We start from the raw sequence: 23,879 nt of genomic DNA on the forward strand, positions 1-23,879 counted from the left end.
TCATGACAAAAATTGATCATATTAGAAACTTTGCAATTATTGCCCATATAGACCATGGTAAATCAACGATAGCAGATAGAATAATTCACAGATGTGGTGGCCTCACAGAAAGGGAAATGAAAGCGCAAGTTTTAGATTCAATGGATATTGAGAGAGAAAGAGGAATAACTATTAAAGCTCAAACTGTTAAACTTAATTATAAAGCAAAAGATGGCAAAGAGTATATTCTAAACATTATTGATACTCCAGGACACGTAGATTTTAGTTATGAAGTTAGTAGATCTTTATATGCTTGTGAAGGATCTATTTTAATTGTTGATAGCACTCAAGGAGTAGAAGCACAAACATTGGCTAATGTTTATCAAGCTTTAGATACTAAGCATGAAATAGTTCCTGTTTTAAACAAAGTTGATTTACCAGCATCAGATTTAGAAAAAACAAAGCAACAAATAGAAGATGTCATCGGTATTGATACTGAAAATGCTATACCTTGTTCTGGAAAAACAGGCGAAGGTATAGAAGATATTTTAGAACAAATTATTGTATCTTTGCCAGCTCCAGAAGGAAAAAAAGATTCGAATTTAAAATGTTTATTAGTTGATAGTTGGTATGACACTTATTTAGGAGTCGTTATTTTAGTTAGAGTTATTGATGGAAAAATTTCAAAAAATATGAAGATAAAAATGATGTCTACTAACCAAGAGTATATAATTGAAAAAGTAGGTGTATTTACACCAAAAGCAACAGATATTAATGAATTAAATGCTGGAGAAATTGGTTTTATAATAACAGGAATAAAAATTTTATCAGAAACAAAAGTTGGAGATACTATTTGTGATGCAGGTAAACCCCTTCAAGAGGCACTCCCAGGATTTAAACCAAGCAAGCCAGTTGTATTTTGTGGATTGTTTCCGGTGGATAGTTCTGAATATCAGAAGTTAAAAGATGGTTTGGGCAAACTTCAATTAAATGATGCTAGTTTTTCATATGAAGCAGAATCCTCTTCTGCTTTAGGGCTAGGTTTTAGGTGTGGGTTTTTAGGTTTACTTCATCTAGAAATTATTACAGAAAGATTAGAAAGAGAATTTGATATAAATTTATTAACTACAACACCTGGTGTTGTTTATAAAGTTCACATGAACAAAGGTGAGGTAATAGAGTTGCAAAACCCTTCAAGCTTACCAGAACCTACATTAATTAATTATATTGAGGAACCTTGGATTAAAGCTACAGTCATTACTCCAGATCAATATCTGGGAGCAATTATAAAAGTTTGCCAAGATAAAAGAGGAGTACAAACTAATTTAAGTTACTCTGGAAATAGAGCAGTTTTAAACTATGAAATTCCTTTAAATGAAGTCGTGTTTGACTTTAACGATAGACTAAAATCGATGACAAGTGGATACGCTAGCTTTGATTATGAAATTATTGGCCACAGAGAAGGAGATTTAGTGAAACTTGGAATACTTGTAAATGCTGAACCAGTAGACGCATTATCAATGATGGTACATAAAGATTTTGCACAAACAGTTGGAAGAGAAGTTTGTGAAAAATTAAGAGATTTAATTCCACGGCATAACTTCATGATCCCAGTACAGGCGGCGATTGGTGGAAAAATTATAGCGAGAGAAACCATTAAGGGTTTTAAAAAAGATGTGTTAACCAAAATTCATGGAGGTGGCGCTAGAGATAGAAAAAGAAAATTATTAGATAAGCAGAAAAAAGGTAAAGCTAGAGGAAAGCAGTTTGGAAAAGTTGAAATACCTCAAGAAGCTTTTATTGGTGTCTTAAAAATTAATAAAGATAGCTAAATAAACCTAAATAATCTTTTAAATTAAAAAAATGAAGAAAATAAAAACAGCAATAGTAGATCTTAATTGTCCTATTGGACATGTTAATTTAATTAATTTTTATGTAAAAAATCTAAAAAAAAATACAAGTTTATTAGTTTTAAATAAAAGTATTAAAAAAATCTTAAAGTACAATGCAGCCTTATATCTCAATTATAATGTAAATTTTCTTAAAAAAATCTATACCTTTTTTAATCTCTATAATTTGTTGATTAATAATAAAATTAACCAAGTCATTTTTTTATCATATGATCCTATATATTTTTTATTTTTTACCAAAATATTAATAAAAAAAAAAATTAAAATATATCTAATTGAACATGATACATTAAATAAAAAAAAATATATAAAATTTATATGTAATAAATTTATTGATAAAAGAACTGTAAGATTAGTTTATAATCATGAAAAAAAAGTTTTTGTTGTCAAAAACTTCAAAACGAGAGTTTATATAATAGATCATCCATTATTAAAGGATACTAGGTTTGTTAAAAAAATTTATTCTAATGAATACAAAAAATTCAAAAAAACTATTGTTAATAATAAGTACATCAAAATTTTAGTACCAACGAGATATTATATTGATCAAAAATCTTTTTATTTATTTATTAAAAATTTTTCTGAAAAAACTTATTTCATAGCTTTTTCTAAAAGAATTAAAATACAAATTGATAATTTATTTGTTTTGAAAAATCTTAAATCGAACATGATTAAATATATGGATTATATTTACCTTCCAAACAATAATAAAGTTTATGACACAAGAATATCAAGTTGGGTTTACACCGCAATAGCATATAATAAAAAAGTTATTTTAGAAAAATCAATTTCAAGTAATTATGAGAAAAAAAGATTTCCAAATTTTATAATTGAGGCAAAAAAATTTAAGTTAAAAAAGCCAAAAAAAATGCATATTTTAATGCATAGAAGATTTATATTTAAGTATAATAGCAACACTATTATTAGATTAAAAAAAATTATATTTAAAACTTAGGAGGGATGGCTGAGCGGTTTAAAGCGCACGCTTGGAAAGTGTGTGTACTTTTAAAGGTACCCAGGGTTCGAATCCCTGTCCCTCCGCCATACATTATTTTAAATTAATTTATTTTAACTTCCTGTAAGCAAAAGTATTATAATCTTCTTTGTGATGTGAATTAAGCACCAATTTTTCTAAAACTTTTAACTCACTATCAGTAAACTTTTTTTTTACACTTTTGTTTACATGTATCTGTTCAAATTTTATATTATATAAATTACAAAATTTTTTTAGATCATGTTTATAATTTTCAAACCGTAGCAAGTAACTTGGTTTTATAAATTTTTGATCAATTTTAAAATAATGGGTCTGGTTATTAAAATTTTCAATAAAATGTTTAAAATTACTTAATGAAAATTTAGGCATCTTATTTTTATAAAATTTATGACTAAATAAGAAAAAATTAAATCTTTTTTTAGTAAAATGATTTATTTTTCTAATAAAAAAATTTGGATGCAAACTTCGATCTTGCATGAAATATGCTGATATCAATCTATCGAGAGGGTTCCTTATCACTGTAATTATTTTGAATTTTTTAAATTTTACACCTAATAAATTTTTATAGTCAGATAGATTTTGATGTTTGTTTAAAGTGTACTTTCCTTTAATCTCAAAGGTTTCTAAACCATCACTATATCCATTATGTTTATAAATTTTTTCAACAGTATATTTTTGAAAAACATGACTAAGGCTATTTCCTCCTGTTTTTTCAATATGGACAAATAAAAGTTTTTTTTTTCTAAAATCACTAAAACGTTTAATATAATATTATTTTTATAAATGAACTCATATTTTTATGAATTAAAGTATATAAAATTGCACTCATATAATATAATAAATGCTCATTATATAATAATAATTCTTAAAATATGAAAAATAACTACCAAGCAGACTCAATTAAAGTTCTAAAAGGACTTGAGGCAGTAAAAAAAAGACCAGGAATGTATATTGGTGACACTGATGATGGAACTGGTTTGCATCACATGGTTTATGAAGTTGTAGATAACTCAATAGACGAAGCTTTAGCTGGACACTGTAAAAATATAGAAGTTAAAATAAATTCTGATGGAACCATTACCGTTAGAGATGATGGTAGAGGAATACCGGTTGATATGCATAAGGGCGAAAAAATGTCTGCAGCAGAAGTTATTATGACACAACTTCATGCTGGTGGAAAATTTGACCATGATTCATATAAGGTGTCAGGTGGATTACATGGAGTAGGAGTTTCAGTTGTAAATGCATTATCAGAAAAACTAAAATTAGAAATAGATAGAGATGGAAATAGATATTTTATAGAATTTAAAGATGGGGCTTCAAAAGCTCCACTTAAAGTTATAGGAAAATCAAAAGAAACGGGCACTCAAATAACATTTTTGCCATCAAAAGAAATATTTTCTTCAATAAAATTTACTCCAAATATAATTATTAAAAGAATGCGTGAGCTAGCTTTTTTGAATAAAGGAATAAAGATAACGGTTAATGACTTAAATCACAAAAAAGAAAAAATAATAGTATTCAAATTTGATGGTGGTGTTTTAGAGTTTGTTGATTTTTTAGATGAAAAAAGAGAAAAACTTATAAACAAAACTGGAAATAATTTATTTAAAAAACCAATTTATATTGAAGGTAAAAAAGATAATATTGAAATTGAATGTTCTTTAAAGTGGAATGCAAGCTATGGTGAGGATATTTATCCGTATACTAATAATATTTACCAAAAAGATGGTGGTACTCACTTACTAGGATTTCGGAGTGCATTAACGAGAGTAATTAATAAATATGCAACAGAGCATAATTTATTAAAAAAAAACAAATTAACAATATCAGGTGACGACATTAAGGAAGGTCTTACTTGTGTTATTTCAGCAAAAATACCTGATCCAAAATTTTCCTCTCAAACAAAGGATAAGTTAGTTTCATCTGAGGTTAGAATGATTGTAGAAAGCATAGTTAGTGAAAAATTATCAATATGGTTTGATCAAAATCCAACTACGTCGAAAATTATCCTAGGAAAAGTAATGCAGGCAGCGCTTGCAAGAGATGTGGCCAGAAAGGCTAGAGAAAATGTTAGAAGAAAAGGTGCTTTAGAATTAAGTGGCTTACCTGGAAAACTAGCTGACTGCCAAATAGGAAAACAAGAAGGAACAGAATTATTTATAGTTGAAGGAGATTCTGCGGGTGGTTCAGCAAAACAGGGTAGAAACAGGTCAAATCAAGCAGTTTTACCACTAAGAGGAAAAATTCTTAATACTTATGTTGAGGAAGTTGCTCTTAAAAAAAATAGCAACAGAGATGGCAGTGAACACAGAACAAAATCGTTAGCTAAAATGATGTCATCTAATGAAGTTGTCACTTTAATCAATGCCCTTGGTCTTGACCCAAAAGTGGAAGATATAGATTTAAAAGATTTAAGATATGGAAAAATTATTATCATGACTGATGCCGATGTTGATGGATCTCATATTAGAGCTTTATTGTTAACATTTTTTAACAATAAGCCGTTTAATAAATTAATTGAAAATGGACATGTCTATCTTGCTCAACCACCATTATTTAAAATTAATAAAGGAACAAAAGGAATTTATATAAAAGACGAAAGTGAATTAGAAAATTATATTTTAAAAAATAATAAAGAATTACAAAAATTTAAAAAAGGAACTAAAGAATTCTCTAAAGCCTATGAAGAAGAAAAATCTAGAATGAGTATTCAAAGGTTCAAGGGATTAGGAGAAATGAATCCAGAAGAATTATGGAGCACTACCCTAGATCCTGAGACAAGAAACCTATTACAAGTTCAATATTCAAAAGATTTAAAAAAAGACCAACATCTTATTCACACCTTGATGGGTAATGACGTTGCTTTAAGAAAAGATTTTATTGTCTCTAACGCAATTAATGTTCAAAATTTAGATATCTAACTATGAAGTTTTTTGAAACTTCAAAATATTTTTCATTAAAAAAATCTACATACATTAATCTAAGATGGATAGCTATTATTGGTCAGCTAATAACAGTAAACTTGATTTATTTTATTTTAGATTTTAAATCAGATTTAATTTTAGAAAATTCAATAATTTTACTTGGAATACTAAGTAATCTTTATTTAATTTATATTAATAGAAATACACAATTATTAGACAAAACAGCATTTTTTTTTTATTAATTGATATTTTATTGTTAAGTGGCTTAATTTATTTAACAGGAGGAATTGCAAACCCTTTCTCAATTTTTTTGATAATTCCAAGTCTTTTGTCATCGTTATATTTAGGATATAGGAATAACATTTTATTAGTTAGCATAACTATTTTAATAATTATTTTTCTTACTTTTTATAATCAACCGCTACCTCACCCAGTTAGCGAGCATTTTCATGTTGATAATTATTATTACTACTCAATGCCCATCTCATTAATTATTGCTTTAATTTTTTTAAACCATTTTTCTTTAAGTTTCGGCAAAGAATCTAGAATTCGGAAAGAGGCTCTAAATAAAATGGAGGAAATTATGTCAAAAGAACATGAGCTCTTGTCACTTGGTGGTCAAGCAGCTGCTGCAGCACACTCTTTAGGCACTCCATTTTCTACAATAAAAATTATATCCTCAGATTTATTAAAACAATTTAAAGATAATCCTGAAGTTAAAAAAGATATAGATCTATTAATGAGCCAAATAGAAAGATGTGGTGAAATACTAAAAAAACTAACATTAAACCCTACTGTAGAAGATGATTTTTTAGATAAAGATTTTACTATAGCTGATTATATAAGTGAAATTGTAAAATCTTTTAAAGAAACTAGTAAAAAAAATTTTATTATAAACTTTGATCAATATTCTAATTCATTAAATATTATTAAATCTATTGAGATTGTTTATGGATTAAGAAATTTTATTGGGAATGCAAATAAATTTTCAAAAAGTAAAGTTTTTATAAATGTAAAAAGTGATAACGATATAACAGAAGTTATTATTGAAGATGATGGCGAAGGATATCCTAAAGATGTGTTAAGAAATATTGGTGAACCATATATTAAATCATATAAATCATCTATAAAATCAAAATCAGGCTTAGGTCTTGGTATCTTCATAGGCAAAACTTTACTTGAGAAAAATTATGCAAATATTTTATGTAGAAATTCACAAACAAGAAGAGGTGCAGAAGTTAATATTAAATGGAACAATAAAGATCTTTTAAATCTTTAGTGTAATTTTTTTTTATTCTCAAATAATCCACTTAGTTGAGAAATCATTACATCCCCAAGCTCATGTACATCTGTTATCTTAATAGCCTTATCGTAATATCTAGAAACATCATGACCAATACCTATTGCTAAAATTTCGACATCACTTTTAGTTTCTATAAATTTGACCATTTTTTTTAAATGTTTTTCTAGAAAATCACCTGAATTAACTGACAAAGTAGAATCATCTACTGGTGCACCATCTGAAATGACCATTAAGATTTTTCTCTCCTCTTTTCTTTTTTTAATTCTGTTGTAAGCCCAGGATATAGCTTCTCCATCTATATTTTCTTTTAATAATCCTTCCTTAAGCATTAAACCTATATTATTTTTAGCTTGTCTCCAGTGAGTATCTGCTCCTTTGTATATTATGTGTCTTAAGTCATTAAGTCTTCCAGGGTTTTTCGGCTTGTCAGTTTTAGTCCAAGCCTCTCTACTTTTCCCACCTTTCCAGTTTTTGGTGGTAAAACCTAATACCTCGACCTTCACTGAACACCTTTCCAAGGTTCTTGATAATATATCCGCACAAAGAGCCGCAATTGTTATAGGACGACCACGCATTGATCCTGAATTATCAATCAACAAAGTTACTATAGTATCTTTAAAATCAAGATCTTTTTCTTTCATAAATGATAGCGAATTATAAGGGTCCATAATAATTCTGGTTAATTTAGAGCTATCTAATAAACCTTCTTCTAAATCAAATTCCCAAGCCCTATTTTGTTTTGCAAGTAGTTGCCTTTGTAATTTATTTGCAAGTTTTGTTATTAGATCTTGGAAACCAATAAGCTGTTGATCTAAATTTTTTCTTAATCTCTGTGTTTCTTTTATATCTTCTAAGATTTCAGCTTTTGCAATTTCATCAAATTCAGTTGTAAAAACTTTATATTCTTGATCTGTATTTTTTGAATTAGTTTTTTGTATTACATTTTCTGTGCTCTCCTTAAGAGATTCAGAATCTTCTAGCTGTTCATTCATTTGCTGGTCGCTAAGATCAAAACTTGCATCTATACTTGTCTGAGATTCATCCTGTTTATTTTCATCTTCTTTTCCGTCCGATTGATTTTCATCATTATTTTCTGACTTATTTTCTTGTTCGTTATCTTTCTCATCATCATCTTTGTTATTTTCATCATTATTTGAATTAGAAACATCCATATTTTCAAGAATTTCTGAAAATTTTAAACTGTAGTTATTTTGATCCTTTAAATTTTTATTTAAAAAATCCAAATGTTTATCAATAGAAGAAGTAAAATCTTTTTCCCAAAAACTTAACATTTTTGATGAGATAGCATTAAGTTCTAAGTTGAAAAACTTTTTTAACATATAAAACTCAAAAGCCTCTGTTACAGGAACATCTTCTTTATTTTTTAATTGATCTTTACGAACTGAAGCTATTTTTTGATTATAATTTTCACTTAAATTTTTTTCAACACCTCTAAGCATTTTCCCACCCAAAACTTCATATCTAATTTTTTCAGCAATATTGTATAGAGATTTACATGAAGGATTATTAGGTAAATTTTTATTGAACACTTCTTTATTGGAAAATTTCTTTTTAAGCGCGCCTGAATCTGTTTCCGCTCTTAATCTGATAAAATCACTTTTATTTGATAAATTTGTGACATCAAAAAAATCTATTTTCTTTGAATTTAGACTTTTATCAATTTTTTTGATATCTAGCTTATAATCTTCAGAAATTACTTTTGCAGTAGAGATTAGAGCTTGTTTAAATTGTTCTTTAAAATTATCTTCTTTATTACTCATTTAAATCTGAATATTCACCATCGACTCTGGTAACTCGTCACCAAAACATCTCTGATAATATTCAGCTATAGTATTCTTTTCGATATCGTCACATTTGTTTAAGAATGTAACTCTAAAGGCATAACCAGTATCTTTGAAAATTTCTGCATTTTCCGCCCAATGCAGTACAGTTCTAGGGCTCATAACTGTAGAAATATCTCCTGCTATAAAACCTTTTCTAGTTAAAGAGGCTACTTTAATCATATTGGATACTTTTTCTTTACCCTTAGGATTGTTCAAATTCTTATTTTTTGCTAAAACAATTTCCATTTCTCTATCAAGGCTTAGGTAATTTAAAGATGTAACAATGTTCCATCTATCCATTTGTCCTTGATTTATTTGTTGTGTACCATGATATAGTCCTGTTGTGTCGCCTAATCCAACTGTATTAGAGGTTGCAAATAATCTAAAAAATTTATTTTGTTTTATAACTTTATTTTTATCTAAAAGAGTAAAATTTCCTTCAGCCTCCAACACTCTTTGAATAACAAACATTACATCTGGTCTTCCAGCATCATATTCATCAAAAACAAGGGCAACAGGATTTTGAATGGACCAAGGTAAAATACCTTCTTTAAATTCTGTAATTTGTTTCCCCTCTTTAACAACAATTGCATCTTTACCAATAAGGTCAATTCTACTTACATGGCTGTCGAGATTTACTCTAATGCAGGGCCAGTTTAATCTTGCAGCAATTTGTTCGATATGTGTTGACTTGCCAGTTCCATGATATCCTTGAACTAAAACTCTCTTATTAAAAGCAAATCCAGATATAATTGCAAGTGTAGTATCTCTGTCAAATTTGTAATTTTTATCTATTTCAGGCACGTACTCACTTTTTTTTGAGAACGCGTCAACCTCCATATCTGAATCAATTCCAAAACTTTGTTTTAAAGACATTTTAATGTCTGGTTGTATATTTAAATTAAGTGTCAATTTTTTCCCTATAAGTATTTTTTAGCTGAGTATAAGCTAAAGTAATTAATTTGAGTTTTTCTTCATATTCTTTATTTCCTAAATTAATATCAGGGTGAAATTTTTTGACAAGAGTTTTGAATTTATCTTGTATTTGTTCCCATTTTAAACCTACTGAAGCGCCCAGAATACTAAAAGCTTTAATATCATTCGCATCAAATTTAAATTGATTCATATGATTATATTCACCTCTAAGTTTAGTCTTATCAAACTCATCTTTTAAAGTGTTGTTCCAAAGAACTTTAAAAAAATTATCTGAAGAACTAAAGCTTTGAGTGGGCTTATGCCAAGTCATATCTGACTTTAAAAAATCAAATACTTGTTCATCATCCATTCCTTTAAAGTAATTCCAATTTTTATTAAATTCTTTAACGTGAGCTAAGCAAAGCAGTCTGTAGCTTTTACTATTATCTTTTTCAATTGGCGCCTTATATTCACCAATTTCAAAGCAATTATTCCAGTCACAAATATTTTTCATGTTATATAATAATAAAATAATACTTATGAATATAAATGAATTAATTGCAATTGTTAAAAATAAGCTTGAAGCAGAAATTGTTATTCAAGATCTTAAAATTGAGGATAAAAGTTTTTTACATAAAAATCATAAAGGTCACCAAGAAGGAAAATTTCATATAAAACTAATAATAAATTCAGATGAACTTACTAAAACAAGCAAGATAGTCTCTACTAAAAGAATCTATAGTATTTTATACTTGGAATTAAAAGAACATATTCACTCAATTCAAATATTACTTAGTTAACTCTTTTCTTAAAAAAAGATTAATTTTTTTTTCATCAAATTGTAGTTTATATATTGGAGAGCCAATTTTTTTAAGTAAGACCAAGTTTACTTTATTGGTATTATTTTTTTTGTCTTTTTTCATAAAAGATAAAATTTTATTTAAGTTTCTTATAGAAAAGAATTTATTGATATTTCTTGGAAGACTTAATTTATTTAAATGATTTTCAATTAATTTAAATTCTTTAATATTTAGAATATTATTTGATAAACTAAATTTTGCAGCTGTTTTAATACCCAGTATAACTGCTTCCCCATGATTAAGTTTTTTTGAATATCCGAGTGTTGCTTCATAAGCATGTGCAAATGTATGTCCAAAATTTAAAATTTTTCTTATACCCATTTCTTTTTCATCGTTTTCAACAACTTTTTTTTTAATAGAGCAGCTTTTGAAAATTGCCCTCTCTATTAAAGGACTCTTAAGATTTAAAATTTGAGAACCATTAACATCTAAAAAAGAAAAAAACTTTTTATCTGCAATTATAGCATGTTTTAAAATTTCTCCATAGCCACATATAATTTCTCTCTTGGGTAGAGACTTTAAAAAAATAATATCAGAAATAACTAAACTAGGTTGGTAGAATGCACCAATTAGATTTTTGCCGTATTTGCTATTTATTCCTGTCTTTCCTCCAATTGAAGAGTCTACTTGGGACAATAAAGTAGTAGGTATATTAATAAATTTTAAGCCTCTCTTAAACATACTGGCTGCAAAACCAGATACATCTCCAGTGATACCGCCACCAATAGAAATTACGCAATCATTTCTGTTAAAGTTTTTACTTAGCAGTATAGATAAAATATTATTAATACTTTTTTGATTTTTATTTTTTTCACTAGAATTAAAATAATGAAGAGATATTTTTTTTTTAGGTAAAGAATTTAAGACTTTATCTATTAACTTTTTAGGTACATTTTTATCAGCGATAACAAGACATTGATTAAAATTAATCAAATTTTCTTTTAAAATCAACTTAAGTTTGTTTAAAATATTATTTCCTATAAAAATTGGATATTTTTGATTTCCAGTTTTTACATGTAGTTTAATTAAGCTCATAAATTTTTATAATTTTTTTTACTATTTCAGTTTTTGTAAGTTTATTACAGTTTATTTTAAATTGTGCATTTGAGTATATTTTTGATCTATCTTTAATCATTGTTCTTATTTCCTGATCTGTTGATTTAAATACAAGAGGTCTTGTTTTACTATCCTTAATTCTTTTAATTAAAATTGATTCATCCCAACTCAACCAAAATGAAAAATGATTAGCAAGAATTTCTTTTCTAATTTTAGTACTAATAAATCCACCGCCACCAAGAGAAATAACATTTTTAATTGTTTTTAAACATTTGAGTGTTATCTTTTCCTCTAAATTCCTGAAATAATTTTCACCTTTACTTTGAAATATTTCTGTAACACTCATACCAGCATTCTCTACAATCAAACTGTCTATATCAATAAATGGAAGATCTAATTTCTTGGAAATTAATTTGCCAATAGAAGATTTTCCAGACCCCATCATGCCCAAAAAAACGAGGTTTTTATTTGAATTCATAAGCTTTCTTTATTGAAAAAACACAAATATGTCTTAATTTGAAATTATTAGAGAATATATGCAATTTTCAAAAAATACAAGTACTGGCAGAAGTAAAGGTTTTTTAATTAAGACGATATTAGTTTTATTTATTATTATTAGTGCAGTGGTATTGCTGGGTAAAATTGACTTTCCATCTCCAAATAAAGAAATTGAAAAAATTATTCCAAATGAAAAAATTAAAATTGTTAAATAAAAAATATTTATCAGTTATCATATTTTATCTATTTTTCGGGCTGGCTGCTCAATCTCAAGAACCTGTTGATATATGGAATATAGATGAAAAAAAAACTACTAAAATTATTGATGAAATTGAAAACAATAAAGAGAAAAACGTTACACAGAATAGTATTTATAAAATGCAATCTCAAAAAGCTAATGAACTAAATATAGAGGAGGATCAAACATTAAAAACAAACAAAATCAAAATTGTAGGTTTGTATGACCCCGCAGAAAATGGACTAGATATTAATATGTGGTCTTACTCAAATGGAGATCAAATTTTAAATATATTCAAAAGAATTAACAAAATGAACCTTTCAAAGGATGCTTCAGAAATTTTAAATATTTTACTTTTAACTAACGCACATTATCCTAAAATAAATATTACTAAAGATGAATTCTTAGAATTAAAATCGAATTGGCTTATTAAAAATTCTAACATTAAATTAATTGAAAACTATTTATTAAAAAATCAAATAATTAATGATCACCCAAAGCTGACTAAATTATTAGTAGATAATTATCTTTCTAAATCAGAAGTCAACAAAGCATGTGAAATCTTTTCTAAAATTAAAGATCCAATTCAAGATACTTATTTATCTAAATTTAACATTTATTGTTTAATTAATAATAATAAAAAAGAAGAGGCTCAATTGCTGTTAGATTTAAAAAAAGAACTAGGTTTTGAAGAAAAATTTTATGAAAATAAAATAAATTTTTTAATGGGATATACCAACCAACCTGATGAAGAAATATCAGAAAATACGATTTTAGATTTTCATTTATCACACAGGACCAATCCCCAATTTAAATTTACACCGAAAGATTCCACCTCTAAAGAAATTTGGAAATATTTATCAACATCAAATCTATTGGATAGTATTAAAGACATAGATCTTACAGACATAGATAAAATTAAGAGCATTGAAAAAGCTACACATGAAAAACATTATGCGGAAAAAGAATTATTTGAACTTTATAAAAGATTTCAATTTAATATTAACCAATTATTAAATATCAAAGAATCCACAAAAGTATTATCAACTATTGAGTCAAGAGCCTTAATTTACCAAGGAATTTTAATTACAACTAAAATTGAATACAAACTTCTATTAATAAATGCTTTAAAGAATTCATTCAAAAATGAAAATATTGATAATGCATTTGATATAGAGTTGAGGGCATTTTTAAAAGAAATAAAAAAAGAAGAAGTTCCGTCAAATTTTACTTCATTTTATAATAGATATATCGATGATGATAAAACTCAATTAACCAGTATTAAAATAAATAATAAAATTTTACATCAATCAAAATTAATTAACTATTTTAAAGATGGGGTGTCGTCAAAAAATATAACCAAAGATTTAAATGATTCATTAAAAAAATTGAAAAAAAATAAAAAATACTTTTTTTCAAAAAAGGACATCATATTAGTAGAGGCTTTTAAGTCAGACGGAATTAAAGTCTCAGAAAAATTTAATAACCTATATGAAATAGTAGAGTCAGAAATGCCAACTGATATTCAGATATTTATTAATAGTTCTGATACAGCAGCTGCTATGCTTCGAATTGTTGAAGTTATTGGTCAAGATGAGATAAAAAATATTGATGAAGATACTTTATATTTTATAATTAGTACTCTTAATCAGCTTAATGCTGATCCAATAAGAAATAAAATTCTTCTTAAAGTTCTTCCTTTAAAAATATAAAATTTATAATAAAATAACCAGTAATTATGTCAGTTAAAAAAATTTTAATAGAACCAAACAAATTATTACGACAAGTATCAGAACCAGTTGAAAAAGTAGGTGATGAAGAGAGGGCATTAATGGATGATATGCTTGACACAATGTATGATGCGCCTGGAATTGGTCTTGCAGCTATCCAGATCGGAGTTCCCAAAAGAATTATAGTCATGGATATTGGTAGAGATGAAAATAAAAAAGAACCAAGGTATTTTGTTAACCCTGTTATTAAAAATAAAAATGAGGATAAAGCAAAATATGAAGAAGGATGCTTATCTGTACCAGATCAGTTTGCAGAAATAGAAAGGCCCAACAGATGTGAGGTTGAGTATTTAGACTACGATGGAAAAAAACAATTATTAAGAGCAGATGGATTATTGGCAACTTGTATTCAGCATGAAATGGACCACCTAGAAGGAATTCTGTTTATTGATTATTTATCAAAATTAAAAAAATCAATGATAATAAAAAAACTTTCTAAAATTAAGGTTAATAGAGAAATTTTTTAGAAATGTTAAAAAAAATTGTCTTTATGGGCACACCATTCTTTGCTGTGCCGATATTAAAGTCATTATATCAAAATGGTTATTCGGTATCAGTGGTATATACACAGCCACCTCAAAAATCACAAAGAGGACAAAAGATTAATAAATCTCCTATTCAGGGAATCTCAGAAACATTAAAAATAGAATACAGAACACCAAATTCATTAAAAAATAATAAAGAAGAATATAATTATTTTAAAGAATTAGATGCTGATATAGCAATTGTGGTTGCTTATGGACAAATTATTCCAAATGAATATTTAAGTTTAGTTAAAAAAGGTTTTATCAATATTCACGCCTCACTTCTTCCGAAATGGAGAGGTGCAGCACCGATTCAAAGATCAATTATGAATTTAGAAAAAGAAACAGGTATCAGCATTATGAGGATAGGAGAAAAATTAGATACTGGACCTGTTTGTAATTTTTATAAAATAGAAATTATGAGCAATGATAATACAGAAACAATATCTGAAAAGCTTTCTGCATTAGCGGCAGAAAAAATATTAGATAATATTGATGAGATCTTGGAGGGTAAAACAGAGTTTAAAGAACAAAATCACGATGAAGCAAGTTATGCAGCTAAAATTGAAAAAACAGAAGGTAAAATAGAATGGGGCGAGACTGCAGAAAAAATTATTGGTAAAATAAATGGATTATACCCAAGTCCTGGTGCTTTTTTTAATTACAATGGGGAAAGATATAAAATTTTAAAGGCAAATTTAGCCTTTGGAAGCGGTGGTATTGGAGAGGTATTAGACAATCATTTAGAGGTTAGTTGTGGAAATAAAAAATCAATTAAGATTCTAGAAATTCAAAGACAAGGAAAAAGACCTCAAAACATTAGTGAATTTATGCTTGGATCACAAATTAAAAAAGGTTCAAAATTGAATAATGCATAGGTATCAAATTTTAATTGAATATGTTGGAACTAATTTTATTGGTTGGCAAATTCAATCTCGAGGAAAATCAATTCAAAAATTAATTCAAACAAAACTATCAAAACTTTTAAAAGAACAAATATTGTTAATTGGATCTGGCAGAACTGACGCAGGAGTTCATGCTATTGCACAATCAGCACATTTTGAATGTAAAAAAGAAATCCAAAGCTTAGATAAATTTTTAAAATCAATAAATCACTTTGTAAATGATATGCATGTTTCAATTATAAATATAAAAAAGAAAAATTTAAATTTTCACGCAAGATTTTCAGCAAAACAAAGGATTTACAAGTATATAATCTTTAACCGACTGAGCAGACCTTCTATAGAAAAAGAAAGAGGGTGGCACATAATTAAAGAGCTAGATGTTACGTTAATGAAAAAGGGTGCAAAAAAACTTTTAGGCACTAAAGATTTTTCTACATTTAGATCATCAAGCTGTAATGCGAAAAGTCCAATTCGAACTATGAAATCAATTAAAATAAAATCAATTAAAGGAAGAATTGAAATACAATTTAAATCTAAATCATTTTTACAGCAGCAAGTTAGGTCGATGGTTGGTTGCTTAAAGTATCTAGCAGAAAAAAAGTGGAATTTAAAAAAATTTGATTTTGTTTTTAAATCAAAAAAAAGAATACTTTGTGCACCTCCTGCACCAGCTGAAGGGTTGTTTTTAGAGAAAGTTATTTACTAAGTTTTTGTTGTCCGATACTGAATTTTTTGTTAATTCTCCATCTTGATTCAGAACGAACAATGTAGCCACAACAGTTTTTAGAACGGCATTCACATGGGAATTGTTTATAGTCTTGATCATAACCAAACCCATAATCAGCAGTTATCTCTTCACCTTTTTTAATATCTTTTATAGCAATTACCCATAACTTTAAGCCAGTTCCATTATAATCACAATTATTAGAGCAAGAGTGATTTATTAAACGTGCAGGGTTCCATGAAACATCTCCATCCATGTCATATTTCTTATTTAAATTAAATAAGTAGATAGGTTTTGCATTGTCAAATTTTTCAGTTTCTTGTGTTTGTTTTTTTGTAATAATTTTACCAATATAATCGATAATTCTAGTACCTTCTTTAATATCTTTTGCAGCATAAAGGCCACGACCTTTTTTATCGATGTTAGATTTTTTAATTTTATAAAGTTTCATTGTGAGTTCTTTAATGTCTATTGAGAAATTATCAATCAAATTCTATTAAAGCTTTAACGTGCATCTCGCTACTTTCTTGTAATGCTAAAAGATCATAGCCACCTTCTAGGATAGAGACCACTTTTCCATCACAATATAATTTGGATAACTCTAAAGTTCTTTTGGTGATTTCATAAAAGTCTTTACTCTCTAGTTGAAATTGAGCTAGTGGATCATCCTTATGGGCATCAAAACCTGCGGAGAGTAATATAAATTCAGGTTTAAATTCAGTTATTTTTTTAAGTACATATTCATAAGCACTTAAATACTCCTCAGAGGTCGTGCCAGCAGGTAGTGGAATATTGAATATATTATTATATTTACCTTTCTCTTGTTCTGTACCAGACCCAGGGTAGTAGGGGAATTGATGTGTTGAAATATATAAAACTTTTTCATTATTATAGAAAATGTCTTGTGTTCCGTTTCCATGATGAACATCGAAATCAATGATTGCAATTTTATTAAGTTTATATTTATCTATTAGGTAATTAGCTCCAACAGCCACATTGTTATAAATACAAAAACCCATAGCTTTATTTTTTTCTGCATGGTGTCCTGGAGGTCTGACGGCACAAAAAGCATTTTTAAATTCATTATTTTGAACACCATCAATAGCTGTAATAATTGATCCTACAGCATCTGAAGTAGCCTTCTTGCTTCCTGGAGATATAATTGTATCTCCATCTAAAAAGGACAATCCTTTCTTTGGAAAAGATGTTTCTACAAAATTTATATAATCAGAATTGTGAGTTATTTCTAAAAGTGATCTGTCAAACTTTGAAGGTTTTTTCCAAATCAAATTTTTATTATCTAACTTTTTAAAATTGTCGATTACTGCTGTAACTCTATCAATTTTTTCTGGATGTCCATCGCCTGTATTGTGATTTTGATAAGTATCAGAGGTTATTAAGCCAGTTTTCATTTAAGACAAACAGTTTCTCGTTCTACTTTTAGCATTCCTTTGGTTCTTTCTACAAACTCATGACGTTGTTTTCTTTTTTTAAAAATAAAGAAACAAACTGTATTTTTAGAGTGATAAATAGCTTTTGATTCATCATCAATATCACCCAATTCTTTTGTGATGTTTGCTTTAATGCAAATCATTAAAAGTAATTTTTAAGAATTTCAGAATATATTTTTGTTAACTTCTTCAAATCTAAAATAGATACTGCCTCATCTACTTTATGCATTGTTTTGCCTACTAGACCAAATTCTAAACAGGGAGCAATTTTTCTAATAAATCTCGCATCCGAAGTTCCGCCTGTTGTAGATAGTTGAGGTTTAATTTTTGTAATTTTTTTTATAACAGCTTGAATCATGTAGGTAGTTTTATTAGATTTAGTTAAAAAAGCTTCACCTGATACACGGTATTCTATTTTAAAATTAGACTTATCTTTTTTGGTAATTTTTTTAAAAATTTTATTTAATCTATTTTTTAAGCTAGAGGACGTGTGTTTATTGTTAAATCTTATGTTAAATGTAGCTTTAGCAACACTTGGAATAACGTTGTCAGCAGTATTATCGATATTAATTTTAGTTACTTCTAAATTTGTTGGTTGAAAATCTTTTGTTCCTTTATCAAATTTTATTTCTTTTATTTCATTTAGTATTTTGATCATTGTAGTTGATGGGTTGTTAGCACGATGAGGATAGGCAACGTGGCCTTGAGTTCCAATTATAGTTAACTCTGCGTTCATACTTCCTCTTCTACCAATTTTAATCATTTCACCAAGTTTATTAGGGTTAGTAGGCTCTCCAACTAAACAAAAATCTATTTTTTCTTTTTTCTTTTTTAGGTAATCAACTACTTTTTTGGTACCGTTGATTGCAACACCTTCTTCATCACCTGTAATCAATAAACTAATAGAACCCTTAAATTTTTTATTATTTGATATAAAGTTATTCACTGCAACAACCCAACTTGCTATTGCACCTTTCATATCATTTGCACCTCTTCCAATTAAGTGGTTTTTTTTAATAGCAGGACTAAATGGTTTTACGGTCCAATCTTTTAAATTTCCTGGAGGCACCACATCCAAGTGACCTGCAAACATAAAGTTTGGTTGTGCATTACCTAATCTTGCGTATAAATTTTTAACTGGTTTAGAATCTTTGTCCTTAAATTCTAATATTTTACACTTAAATCCAATAGTAGTTAGTTTATTGGCTAAGAATTTCATTACACCTACATCAACAGGTGTAATGCTTGGAAACCTTATTAGCTCTTTTGCTAATGTAATTTCATTATAAGTTGGCATTTAGTCTCTCAATAGATCGTTAATAGAAGTTTTAGATCTAGTTTTTTCATCAACTTGTTTAATTATTACCGCACAATATAAAGCAGGGCCCTTACCATCTTTACTTGGTAAGCTACCTGGAACTATTACTGAGTAAGGTGGAATTTTTCCATAGATTACTTCACCAGTTTCTCTGTAAACAATTTTTGTAGATTGACCAATAAATACACCCATAGATAAAACTGACCCTTCACCTACGATTACTCCTTCAACTATTTCAGAACGAGCGCCAACAAAACAGTTATCCTCAACAATTGTTGGATTAGCCTGCATTGGCTCTAATACCCCACCAATTCCAGCACCACCAGATATGTGACAGTTCTTTCCTATTTGAGCACAAGACCCAACTGACGCCCAAGTATCGACCATAGTTCCCTCATCCACATAAGCTCCAATGTTTACAAATGAAGGCATCAAGACAACATTTTTCCCAATGAAAGATCCGTGTCTAACCACTCCATTAGGCACCATTCTAAATCCAGCTTTTTTGTGTTCTTCTCTCCCCCAGCCTGCAGTTTTTCCTCTAACCTTATCCCACCATGTAGCGTAAGGGCCTGCAAGAGTTTGCATTTCGTTAGTTTTAAAACTTAAAAGGATTGCTTTTTTAATCCACTGATGGACTACCCACTCATTATCTTTTTTTTCAGCAACTCTTAAAACACCTTTGTCAACAAGTTCAATTGTTTCTTTAATTGCATTTAATATTGATTGGTCTGATTGACCATTAATTGAATCTTTATTGTCCCAAGCTGTATTGATAATGTTTTCAAATTCTTTCATAGTTTTAACTTATCTTTTGTAGGTTAGTTTTATTGTGCTTTTAATATATTAATTTCTTGAAGAAAAGAAGGCAAGATCTTAATCTTATAATCAATATAGGGTTTATCAGCATCTTTTTTTGCAAAAGTCTCATCATTTTCAAGCCAACAAGTTTTCATTCCTAGATTTTTAGCTTGTTCTAAATTATGAGCAATATCTTCAATCAATATTGATTTTGTTGGATCTAAATCAAATTTTTCTACAATTTTTTTGTAAGGTTCAATTTTCGGTTTTGGGATAAAGTTGGCATCAACAATATCAAATGCTCCATCAAACAAGCCATCTATACCCAGTTGTTTAGTTACGTTTTCAACATGAGCATGAGAACCATTTGTAAAAATATATTTCTTTTCCTTAATTTTAATTAATTCTTCTCGCAATAGCTCATCTTTGGGAAGCCAGCTAATATCTATATCGTGAACAAATTCAAGAAATTCATGTGGATCAATTTTATCATGATTCATCAATCCTGATAATGTTGTTCCATATTCGTAGAAGTACTCTTTTTGAATTTCTCTTGCTTTAATTAAATCTACATTAAATTTTTTTGAAATGAAGGAAGACATCTTCTTGTCAACCTCTGAAAAAACTTTTGTTTGACCACTATAAAGAGTGTTATCAAGGTCAAATAACCAGTATTTTATATTAAGTAAATTTTTCATTCTCTAATTAAAGTTCCGGAACCTTTATCAGATAATAGCTCAAAAAGAATTGAGTGATTTTTTCTTCCATCAATTATCACTACCCCTTTAACCCCATTACTTGCAACATCTAGACAATTGTTAATTTTAGGTATCATGCCACCAGATATAACCTTTTGATCAATTAATTCTTTAGCTTTTTGAGAATTAATTTCAGGTATAAGTTTTTTTTCATTATCTAATACGCCCTCTACATCGCTAATAATCATTAATCTTCTAGCCTTTAACTCAATTGCAATCGAGCCTGCTGCAGTGTCAGCATTAATATTAAAAGTCTGATTATTTTTATCTAACCCTAGAGGAGCAACAACAGGTACTTCATTAACTTTGATAATTTCTTTTAAAACATCAGTTTTAATGTGAGTGGGAGTACCTACAAAACCTAATTTATCACTTTCAGGTTTTACAGTTATTATATTGTATTCTTTTGAAGTAATTCTTCTTGTTTCACAAGATTGATCTTTTAAAGCATTAACAATCTCTTTATTAAATTCAATCAATACATCCTCAACTATATTAATAGTGTTTTTATCTGTAACTCTTAGTCCATTAATAAAATTACTTTTAATGTTAAGTTCACTTAACTTGTCATTTATTCTTTTTCCACCACCGTGAATAACTATAGGATTAAAGCCAAGCTTGTTTAAAACAACAATATCTTTAATAAAAATTTTAAATAATTTTGGATCAACTAAAACACTACCGCCACATTTTATAACAATAAATTCATCATTATACTTTTCTAAGTATTTTTTTACCTCTTCAACTGTTGGACCGTCTTTAGGTAAAATATTTATTAACTCTGCTTCTTTTAACAATGACATTTAAGTTGTTTTAATAGTCATTTTTCTTTGAACAATATATTGTTGAATCATTGTGAAGATATTATTGAAGCTCCAGTAGATAACAAGACCTGCAGGAAACGGTGCAAGAATTACAGTTAGAAATACTGGAAAGAACATAAAAATTTTAGCCTGTATTGGATCTGGTGGAGTTGGGTTAAGCTTTTGTTGTATGAACATAGTGATACCCATAATGATAGGCCACGCACCTATTAATAAGAAAGAAGGTGGATCCCAAGGGATTAAACCAAAAATATTAAATAAAGATGTTGGATCTCTATCACTTAGGTCGTGTATCCATCCATAAAAAGGCATGTGTCTCATTTCGATGGTTACAAACAAAACTTTATACAAAGCAAAGAAAACTGGAATTTGAACTAGGATAGGTAGACAACCACTCATGGGATTAACTTTTTCTTTTTTATAAAGAGCCATCATTGCTTGTTGTAATTTCATTTTATCGTCTTTATGAATTTCTTTTAATCTGGCCATTTCTGGAGCTAATAACTTCATTTTCCCCATCGACTTAAAACTGAAGTTGGCAAGAGGAAAGAAAGCCAATCTAATGCAAACTGTAACGGCGATAATTGCTAAACCGTAATTGCCAAGTAATTTAAAGAAGTAGTCCAATACAAAAAATAAAGGCTTAGTTATAAAATACATAAAACCCCAATCAATCGCTAGATCAAATTTATTGATATTTAGACTTTCAGCATAACCATCAATGACATTTACTCTTTTAGCTGCAACTATAATTTGAATTTTTTCTTCAATAGAACTGTTTGCTTTAACCTCAATACCTTTTGTAGATATGTAGTTAGCTCTGAATTTATTTTTATAGTCGAAAGTTGTTTTAAACTCTTTACCTTTAGGAGGTATAACCGATGTAACCCAAAACTTATCTGAAATAGCAACAAATCCTTCTTGCGCAGTTTGGGTGAACTTCTTTTCCTGAATATCGTCGTAATCTTCTTCTATTAACTGATCGTCAAGTACAGATAGAAACCCCTCATGTAAAATATAAAAACCAGATATTTCTGGCAATTTATTTCTAATAATTTGACCATATGAATAAAAATTATAAGATTTATCTGATGCATTAATTATTTTTTCTTTTACAGTAAATAAAAATTGATCATCTAAGCTTATATATTTTTCGAATGTAATGTCTTGAGAGTTACTCCATGTTAGTTTTACAGGACTATTATTAGTTAATCTTTTATTTCCAGAAACTTTCCAAACTGTAGAAGCATCAGGTACGTCTATATTTTTGTTAGTGCTTACAAAGCCACTTTCGATTAAGTAACCATCTTCAACATTTCTTGGGCTCAATAGAGTTATTTTATCACTTCCATTAAGTTCAATATTATATTCTTTGAAAGTTAAATCATCTATTGTTGCGCCTTTTAAAGAAATAGATCCAACAACACTACCATTTTCAAATTGAATTCTACCATTTTCTTTTAAAGCATCTGCTCTTGAAAGTTTTGCAAAGTTTTCATTTTTATCTAAGCTAGGAGTATCGGTATTATTTTCTATTTTTCTTTGTTCAGCTAAATTTTTCTTAATAATTGTAGGATCAGGCTGAAAAAAAAGAGAGTATAGAATAATAACTGCTGCTGATAATGATATTGCTGCTATTACGTTTCTAGTATCCATTATTTCTTAGCCTTTAATTCTTTATTTACTGGATCAAATCCTTCACCACCACCCAATATTTTGATAGGGTGACATGAAAAAATTCTTTTTGTACTTTTTGAGATCCCTTTAGCGAGTCCATATGCTCTTAAGCATTCAATTGTATATTCTGAACATGTTGGAAGATATCTGCACGAAGGAGCCAAGTAAGGACTAATAACCATTTTATAAAATTTGATCAGGCCAATTAAAATTTTTGATATAATATTCATTACTTAATTTTTTTTATGTCTTTAAATAAAGTATCTTTTATTATCGCATATTCATTGTTTAGCATAGTTATTTTCGCAATCACGAGGTAAGAATAGTTAAAGTTTATTGATATATTTTTTATAGCTTCATTTATAATATTTCTTAATCTTCTTTTAACTTTATTTCTTTTTACAGCACTACGGATCATTTTTTTTTTAGCTACAAAACTGATATTTAGTTTTTTATTATCCTTGTCTTCAAGGGGACCAAAAAAAAGAGTGATATATTTGTTTGAGGTTTTTTTCTTCTTAAGTAAGTTTTTGAAATCCTCGTTTTTAGAAAGAGCAACAATTTTGCTTTTCATTTAGTCTGA

General features: G+C 28.0%; 27 protein-coding genes, 1 tRNA gene and 1 pseudogene. 13 read left to right on the top strand and 16 right to left on the bottom strand.

All coding sequences use genetic code 11. The features are described from left to right. Nucleotides 1-2 precede the first annotated feature (2 nt). The 3 genes from lepA (at nucleotide 3) to AC5YF9_RS00220 (ending at nucleotide 2,933) form a co-directional block, all read left to right on the top strand. Nucleotides 3-1,811: a translation elongation factor 4 gene (gene lepA, locus AC5YF9_RS00210; RefSeq protein WP_415304074.1), complete on the top strand. Its 1,809-nt coding sequence runs from the start codon at nucleotides 3-5 to the stop codon at nucleotides 1,809-1,811. Nucleotides 1,812-1,842: 31 nt separating this feature from the next. Then, nucleotides 1,843-2,844, top strand: coding sequence for a hypothetical protein (locus AC5YF9_RS00215; RefSeq protein WP_415304075.1), 1,002 nt, complete (start codon nucleotides 1,843-1,845; stop codon nucleotides 2,842-2,844). Continuing rightward, a tRNA-Ser gene (locus AC5YF9_RS00220) sits at nucleotides 2,844-2,933 on the top strand. Before AC5YF9_RS00215 ends, AC5YF9_RS00220 begins: the two co-directional genes overlap by 1 nt. 19 nt (nucleotides 2,934-2,952) lie before the next feature. On the opposite strand, the gene AC5YF9_RS00225 is transcribed toward AC5YF9_RS00220, so the two are convergent. After that, a complete protein-coding gene (locus AC5YF9_RS00225) occupies nucleotides 2,953-3,648 on the bottom strand; it encodes a sulfotransferase family 2 domain-containing protein (protein ID WP_415304940.1) in 696 nt (231 codons plus the stop codon). 107 nt (nucleotides 3,649-3,755) lie between these two features. Between AC5YF9_RS00225 and AC5YF9_RS00230 the strand changes: the two genes are divergently transcribed. The 4 genes and pseudogenes from AC5YF9_RS00230 to AC5YF9_RS00245 all read left to right on the top strand — a co-directional run bounded on the left by AC5YF9_RS00230 (nucleotide 3,756) and on the right by AC5YF9_RS00245 (nucleotide 7,089). Further along, complete coding sequence (locus AC5YF9_RS00230; RefSeq protein WP_415304076.1) at nucleotides 3,756-5,807, top strand: DNA gyrase subunit B; 2,052 nt, start codon at nucleotides 3,756-3,758, stop codon at nucleotides 5,805-5,807. A gap of 2 nt (nucleotides 5,808-5,809) precedes the next feature. After that, nucleotides 5,810-6,052, top strand: a complete 243-nt coding sequence (locus AC5YF9_RS00235) for a hypothetical protein (protein ID WP_496169900.1) — start codon at nucleotides 5,810-5,812, stop codon at nucleotides 6,050-6,052. An 11-nt stretch (nucleotides 6,053-6,063) separates the two neighbouring features. Continuing rightward, nucleotides 6,064-6,273, top strand: a pseudogene (locus tag AC5YF9_RS00240) (ActS/PrrB/RegB family redox-sensitive histidine kinase); the annotation flags it as partial. A gap of 120 nt (nucleotides 6,274-6,393) precedes the next feature. Further along, nucleotides 6,394-7,089: an ATP-binding protein gene (locus AC5YF9_RS00245; RefSeq protein ID WP_496169960.1), complete on the top strand. Its 696-nt coding sequence runs from the start codon at nucleotides 6,394-6,396 to the stop codon at nucleotides 7,087-7,089. Here AC5YF9_RS00245 and AC5YF9_RS00250 read toward each other — a convergent pair. From AC5YF9_RS00250 to AC5YF9_RS00260, 3 genes are read right to left on the bottom strand one after another with little or no spacing between them, the layout of a single operon-like run. After that, complete coding sequence (locus AC5YF9_RS00250; RefSeq protein ID WP_415304078.1) at nucleotides 7,086-8,894, bottom strand: cobaltochelatase CobT-related protein; 1,809 nt, start codon at nucleotides 8,892-8,894, stop codon at nucleotides 7,086-7,088. The genes AC5YF9_RS00245 and AC5YF9_RS00250 overlap by 4 nt on opposite strands. Beyond that, nucleotides 8,895-9,869 (bottom strand): cobaltochelatase subunit CobS, encoded by a 975-nt coding sequence (gene cobS, locus AC5YF9_RS00255; protein ID WP_415304079.1) that lies wholly within the window; start codon nucleotides 9,867-9,869, stop codon nucleotides 8,895-8,897. Further along, nucleotides 9,859-10,386, bottom strand: a complete 528-nt coding sequence (locus tag AC5YF9_RS00260; RefSeq protein WP_415304080.1) for a J domain-containing protein — start codon at nucleotides 10,384-10,386, stop codon at nucleotides 9,859-9,861. Before AC5YF9_RS00260 ends, cobS begins: the two co-directional genes overlap by 11 nt. A 25-nt stretch (nucleotides 10,387-10,411) precedes the next feature. Between AC5YF9_RS00260 and AC5YF9_RS00265 the strand changes: the two genes are divergently transcribed. Then, entirely contained in the window at nucleotides 10,412-10,672 is a 261-nt protein-coding gene (locus AC5YF9_RS00265; protein ID WP_415304081.1) for a BolA/IbaG family iron-sulfur metabolism protein, read from the top strand. Here AC5YF9_RS00265 and aroB read toward each other — a convergent pair. Together aroB and AC5YF9_RS00275 are read right to left on the bottom strand one after the other, a co-directional pair. After that, nucleotides 10,661-11,767 (bottom strand): 3-dehydroquinate synthase, encoded by a 1,107-nt coding sequence (gene aroB, locus AC5YF9_RS00270; RefSeq protein ID WP_415304082.1) that lies wholly within the window; start codon nucleotides 11,765-11,767, stop codon nucleotides 10,661-10,663. The genes AC5YF9_RS00265 and aroB overlap by 12 nt on opposite strands. Then, nucleotides 11,754-12,266: a shikimate kinase gene (locus tag AC5YF9_RS00275; protein WP_415304083.1), complete on the bottom strand. Its 513-nt coding sequence runs from the start codon at nucleotides 12,264-12,266 to the stop codon at nucleotides 11,754-11,756. Before AC5YF9_RS00275 ends, aroB begins: the two co-directional genes overlap by 14 nt. A 58-nt stretch (nucleotides 12,267-12,324) precedes the next feature. Between AC5YF9_RS00275 and AC5YF9_RS00280 the strand changes: the two genes are divergently transcribed. Genes AC5YF9_RS00280 through truA form a run of 5 tightly spaced genes read left to right on the top strand, consistent with a single transcriptional unit; the run spans nucleotide 12,325 to nucleotide 16,449 of the window. Continuing rightward, nucleotides 12,325-12,501: a hypothetical protein gene (locus tag AC5YF9_RS00280; protein WP_415304084.1), complete on the top strand. Its 177-nt coding sequence runs from the start codon at nucleotides 12,325-12,327 to the stop codon at nucleotides 12,499-12,501. After that, a complete protein-coding gene (locus AC5YF9_RS00285) occupies nucleotides 12,476-14,236 on the top strand; it encodes a hypothetical protein (RefSeq protein WP_415304085.1) in 1,761 nt (586 codons plus the stop codon). Before AC5YF9_RS00280 ends, AC5YF9_RS00285 begins: the two co-directional genes overlap by 26 nt. Nucleotides 14,237-14,262: 26 nt before the next feature. Continuing rightward, on the top strand, nucleotides 14,263-14,781 hold the full coding sequence (gene def / locus AC5YF9_RS00290; protein WP_415304086.1) for a peptide deformylase: 519 nt from the start codon (nucleotides 14,263-14,265) through the stop codon (nucleotides 14,779-14,781). 2 nt (nucleotides 14,782-14,783) lie between these two features. Then, entirely contained in the window at nucleotides 14,784-15,716 is a 933-nt protein-coding gene (gene fmt / locus AC5YF9_RS00295; protein ID WP_415304087.1) for a methionyl-tRNA formyltransferase, read from the top strand. Next, nucleotides 15,709-16,449 (top strand): tRNA pseudouridine(38-40) synthase TruA, encoded by a 741-nt coding sequence (truA, locus tag AC5YF9_RS00300; RefSeq protein WP_415304088.1) that lies wholly within the window; start codon nucleotides 15,709-15,711, stop codon nucleotides 16,447-16,449. The genes fmt and truA overlap by 8 nt, the downstream gene beginning before the upstream one ends. Here truA and AC5YF9_RS00305 read toward each other — a convergent pair. From AC5YF9_RS00305 to rnpA, 10 genes are read right to left on the bottom strand one after another with little or no spacing between them, the layout of a single operon-like run. Beyond that, entirely contained in the window at nucleotides 16,439-16,918 is a 480-nt protein-coding gene (locus tag AC5YF9_RS00305) for an SET domain-containing protein (RefSeq protein WP_415304089.1), read from the bottom strand. The genes truA and AC5YF9_RS00305 overlap by 11 nt on opposite strands. A 31-nt stretch (nucleotides 16,919-16,949) precedes the next feature. After that, nucleotides 16,950-17,879, bottom strand: a complete 930-nt coding sequence (locus AC5YF9_RS00310) for a histone deacetylase family protein (protein ID WP_415304090.1) — start codon at nucleotides 17,877-17,879, stop codon at nucleotides 16,950-16,952. After that, nucleotides 17,876-18,061: a hypothetical protein gene (locus tag AC5YF9_RS00315; RefSeq protein ID WP_415304091.1), complete on the bottom strand. Its 186-nt coding sequence runs from the start codon at nucleotides 18,059-18,061 to the stop codon at nucleotides 17,876-17,878. Before AC5YF9_RS00315 ends, AC5YF9_RS00310 begins: the two co-directional genes overlap by 4 nt. Then, a complete protein-coding gene (gene dapE / locus AC5YF9_RS00320; protein ID WP_415304092.1) occupies nucleotides 18,061-19,215 on the bottom strand; it encodes a succinyl-diaminopimelate desuccinylase in 1,155 nt (384 codons plus the stop codon). The genes AC5YF9_RS00315 and dapE overlap by 1 nt, the downstream gene beginning before the upstream one ends. Continuing rightward, nucleotides 19,216-20,034, bottom strand: coding sequence for a 2,3,4,5-tetrahydropyridine-2,6-dicarboxylate N-succinyltransferase (gene dapD, locus AC5YF9_RS00325; protein WP_415304093.1), 819 nt, complete (start codon nucleotides 20,032-20,034; stop codon nucleotides 19,216-19,218). A 29-nt stretch (nucleotides 20,035-20,063) separates the two neighbouring features. After that, on the bottom strand, nucleotides 20,064-20,735 hold the full coding sequence (locus tag AC5YF9_RS00330) for a pyrimidine 5'-nucleotidase (RefSeq protein WP_415304094.1): 672 nt from the start codon (nucleotides 20,733-20,735) through the stop codon (nucleotides 20,064-20,066). After that, on the bottom strand, nucleotides 20,732-21,598 hold the full coding sequence (argB, locus tag AC5YF9_RS00335; RefSeq protein ID WP_415304095.1) for an acetylglutamate kinase: 867 nt from the start codon (nucleotides 21,596-21,598) through the stop codon (nucleotides 20,732-20,734). The genes AC5YF9_RS00330 and argB overlap by 4 nt, the downstream gene beginning before the upstream one ends. Further along, nucleotides 21,599-23,275: a membrane protein insertase YidC gene (gene yidC / locus AC5YF9_RS00340; RefSeq protein WP_415304096.1), complete on the bottom strand. Its 1,677-nt coding sequence runs from the start codon at nucleotides 23,273-23,275 to the stop codon at nucleotides 21,599-21,601. Further along, nucleotides 23,275-23,526, bottom strand: coding sequence for a membrane protein insertion efficiency factor YidD (yidD, locus tag AC5YF9_RS00345; RefSeq protein ID WP_415304097.1), 252 nt, complete (start codon nucleotides 23,524-23,526; stop codon nucleotides 23,275-23,277). Before yidD ends, yidC begins: the two co-directional genes overlap by 1 nt. Further along, complete coding sequence (rnpA, locus tag AC5YF9_RS00350) at nucleotides 23,526-23,870, bottom strand: ribonuclease P protein component (protein ID WP_415304098.1); 345 nt, start codon at nucleotides 23,868-23,870, stop codon at nucleotides 23,526-23,528. Before rnpA ends, yidD begins: the two co-directional genes overlap by 1 nt. Nucleotides 23,871-23,879 lie beyond the last annotated feature (9 nt).

This window comes from Candidatus Pelagibacter sp. uisw_098 (assembly GCF_059512505.1).